The organism is Collinsella aerofaciens, assembly GCF_005844325.1.
In the GTDB taxonomy this organism is placed as follows: domain Bacteria; phylum Actinomycetota; class Coriobacteriia; order Coriobacteriales; family Coriobacteriaceae; genus Collinsella; species Collinsella aerofaciens_G.
In genome coordinates, this window is record NZ_SPFY01000048.1 from 1 (window position 1) to 3,581 (window position 3,581).

Consider the following 3,581-nt stretch of genomic DNA (forward strand, 5'->3'; position numbering starts at 1 on the left):
GGCCCTTGCGGCCTAGTCGCTATTTAGGGCGTCCAAGATTTGGGGCGCGGTTCACTTCGACGGGGCGGTTTCCTTTTTCGCGAAGGTCCCCCTCTAAGCGTCGTGCATTTTTAGGAGTATTCAACATAACCAAGAGCTTCGGGCGCCACGATAAATGCCAAAGACCGCGAATATCCCTGCAAATCAAACGCTGCCAGCCCATAACCCCGCCCATCATTCGTAGAAAACATCGAGAACTCCCGATTTTTTGCCCGAGATCGGTATGCAGGGACCTTCGACTGCAGAATACTCGCAAAAATGCACGTCGCCACCGCCCCCACATGGCGCGAAGCAAAGCAAAAGCGCAGCCTAAAAGGCCGCGCACCATCTTTATTCAGATTAATCATTGCCCGTTGTGACATCGCCGAACCCGCAGGGCAGAGAACAAGTTCCCTCCCGGCGCACTCCGCAGGACGCAAGAAGCCCTCGCCGCACGAAGTGCGCAGCGAGGGCTTCTTGCATGTCCGAGGACGCGCCGGGAGGGAACTTGTTCTCTGCCCGGATAGGTAAGACAAATTACGCGACGGTGTAAACCCAGTTGTGCTTGTCCTCGACAGCACCAGACTGGATACCAGTCAGGGTCTCGCGAAGCTTCTTCATCACAGGGCCGATCTCGGTGTATCCAGCCGGGAAGGTCACGGTCTCGTCGGCGCCGTAAACCTTGTTGTCGATTTCGCCAACCGGAGAGATGACGGCAGCGGTGCCGCACAGGCCGCACTCCACAAAGGTGCCGGCCTTGACCTCGGCCCACTCGACGGGGCGCTGGTCAACGGTCATGCCCAGGTCCTGAGCAACCTGAACGAGCGAACGACGGGTGATAGAGGGCAGGATGGAGTCGGTGTGCGACTGCGGAACGACGAGCGTGCCATCCTCTTTCACGAACAGGACGTTGGCGCCACCGGTCTCCTCGACATAGGTGCGGGACTCGGAGTCGAGATACAGGTTCTCGGCATAGCCCTCGCGATGGGCCTCCATCGTGGGCTTAAGGGACATGGCGTAGTTCAGGCCGGCCTTGATGTTGCCGGTGCCGTGCGGTGCAGCACGGTCATACTCGGAAACGCGCAGCTTGACGGGCTTGAGGCCGCCCTTAAAGTACGGACCGACCGGGGTCCCGAGAATGCGGAACGTGTACTCAGGAGCGGGAGCCACGCCGATCACGTCACCGGAGCCGATCATAAACGGACGCACGTACAGGGTCGCGCCGGAACCGAAGGGCGGAACCCAGGCGGCGTTGGCAGAAACGACCTGCTTGACGGCCTCAACGAACTTGTCCTTGGGAAACGGGGGCATCTCGAGGCGCTGGGCAGAGTTATACATACGCTCAGCGTTCATGTCGGGACGGAAGCAGACGATGCTGCCGTCCTCGGCGGTGTAGGCCTTCAGGCCCTCAAAGACCTCCTGGCAGTAATGGAAGATACCGCCGCACTCGGAGACATGCAGGGTGTGGTCGGTGGTCAGGCCGCCCTCGTCCCACTCGCCATCCTTCCAATGAGCCTCGTAGCTGTAATCGGTCTTCATGTAGCCAAAGCCGAGGCTACCCCAATCGATATCCTTCTTCTCGACAGTCATATGTCGCTCCTTACATACACAGTTGCATACTCGCGAACCCGCACGCAAGGACCGAGGCCGACCGCGTCGCAACGTCGCACGCCCGGAGCGTAGAGCCGGACGGGACACGCGAGCAGCATCAAAGCCGATGGCACGTCGATTCGCATGCACGAGATTGTACTCCCCGCATGCGTCTGATAAAACGCTTTTCTTTAACTAAGTAAAGTATTTTCATTTGACCGAAGCAAAAAGGCCCGCCACCGTAAGCGGTGACGGGCCTCAACTGTACGGTCTGCGCGCTGGCTCGAGCTAGGCGTTCTATTTACCCAGCTTGGCCTTAACCAGACCGACCACGGTCGGGATGATCGACACGGCAACGATGCCGATAATCAGCAGCTCAAAGTGCTCTTGCACAAAGGGAATGCCGCCAAAGAAGTAGCCCAGCAGCGTAAAGACCGTCGACCAGGTAATGCCGCCCAGCACGTTAAAGACGACAAAGTTGCGCCAGTGCATGCCGCCCATGCCAGCGATAAAGGGCACAAAGGTGCGGATAAACGGGAAGAAGCGACCCAGGAAGATGGCCAGGTGACCCCACTTGTCCAAGAAGTCCTCGGACTTTTTGATGCGCTCGGGCGTCATGGCCTTGACCTTGCCCGAAGCGATGATCTTGCGGCCAAAGAAGTGACCGATCATAAAGTTGCACTGATCGCCCAAAATGGCAGCGGCCCATGCGGTGGCCAGAAGCGCCACGATGTTAAAGCCGCCGTTGTGGGCAAAGAAACCCGAGGCGAACAGCAGCGAATCACCGGGAAGGAACGGGAAGAACACCACGCCCGTCTCGATAAAGATGATCAGGAACACGCAGCCGTAGGCCATAAGCGGGCCGGCGGCGATCCAGCTGGCGATCGCGGTGCGCGGGTCCTTAAGCAGCTCGGCAATAAAATTGATGAAACCCATGAAGTAAAACCTCTCAGTTGTGGGCGCGGATACGTCCAAGTTGACCAGTATACGGTTGCGGTGCCCCCTCGTGCGCAACCCCACAAAAGCATGACTCCATTACCAGCAAGTTTGCATAACTGACACTTGTAGCGCAAAGCCGCCAAGATTGTCCTTTTTAATCCCTAGCGAATCGCTATACTTTATTGAATCGCATTGCCATGGCGCTAAGGGAGGGCGGCCGGTGAGCTTTATCAATACCATTCGCGAGGACATCAAGACCGTCCAGGCGCAGGACCCCGCCGCGCAAAACGGTCTGGTCATCTTTCTTTCCTATCCTGGCCTGCACGCCAAGTGGAACCACGTGCCCGAGCACTGGCTGTGGGAGCACGGTCATCGCTCGCTCGCCCGCGTGCTCTCGCAAATCACCCGCCACATCACCGGCGTCGAGATTCACCCTGCCGCGCAGATTGGCAAGCACTTCTTTATCGACCACGCCATGGGCGTCGTCATCGGCGAGACCACCATTGTGGGCGACAACTGTGTGCTCTACCAGGGCGTCACGCTCGGCGGCACCGGCAACGAGACCGGCAAGCGTCACCCAACGCTCGGCAACAACGTCACCGTGGGCACGGGCGCCAAGGTGCTCGGCAACATCTGCATCGGCAACAACGTCAAGATCGGCGGCAACTCGGTCGTCGTTAAGGACGTCCCCGACAACTGCACCGTCGTGGGCGTGCCGGGACGCATCATCAAGCGCAACGGCTGCCGTGTGTTCGAGGAGAGTTTCGACGCCAAGCAGCATCGCGAGTACATGCCCGATGACGCCGCCGAGCAGTCCGCCCTCAACCGCCAGGGCATCACCGAGAATGCCCGCCGCGTCAAGGAACTCGAGCGAGAGGTGGCCGAGCTCAAGGCCCTCGTCGCCAAGCTCGTGGACGAACGCTAGGAACGCAAGCGGCACAAAACGACATCGGCATCAACGCAAAGGCGCGCCAGGGAATGAACTGCACCCCAAAACCTGGACGGCTTAAATAAGAACTACGCCGCAAGGGACT

3 protein-coding genes are annotated in these 3,581 nt (G+C 59.0%); 1 reads left to right on the top strand and 2 read right to left on the bottom strand.

The genetic code is table 11. The annotated features are described in order from the left end of the window. Window positions 1-555: 555 nt before the first annotated feature. Together FGQ61_RS09445 and FGQ61_RS09450 are read right to left on the bottom strand one after the other, a co-directional pair. The gene (locus tag FGQ61_RS09445) at window positions 556-1,608 is read right to left on the bottom strand and encodes a branched-chain amino acid aminotransferase (protein WP_138375361.1); all 1,053 of its coding nucleotides are present in this window, start codon (window positions 1,606-1,608) and stop codon (window positions 556-558) included. Between the two features lie 297 nt (window positions 1,609-1,905). Next, window positions 1,906-2,544, bottom strand: coding sequence for a DedA family protein (locus FGQ61_RS09450; protein WP_138113555.1), 639 nt, complete (start codon window positions 2,542-2,544; stop codon window positions 1,906-1,908). A gap of 223 nt (window positions 2,545-2,767) precedes the next feature. Here FGQ61_RS09450 and cysE point away from each other — a divergent pair, with 223 nt between their 5' ends. Further along, complete coding sequence (gene cysE, locus FGQ61_RS09455; RefSeq protein WP_138375362.1) at window positions 2,768-3,472, top strand: serine O-acetyltransferase; 705 nt, start codon at window positions 2,768-2,770, stop codon at window positions 3,470-3,472. Window positions 3,473-3,581 lie beyond the last annotated feature (109 nt).

Coding starts and splice junctions, on each gene's coding strand:
- FGQ61_RS09445 (WP_138375361.1), bottom strand. CDS start 1,608: ATGACTGTCGAGAAGAAGGATATCGATTGGGGTAGCCTCGGCTTTGGC.
- FGQ61_RS09450 (WP_138113555.1), bottom strand. CDS start 2,544: ATGGGTTTCATCAATTTTATTGCCGAGCTGCTTAAGGACCCGCGCACC.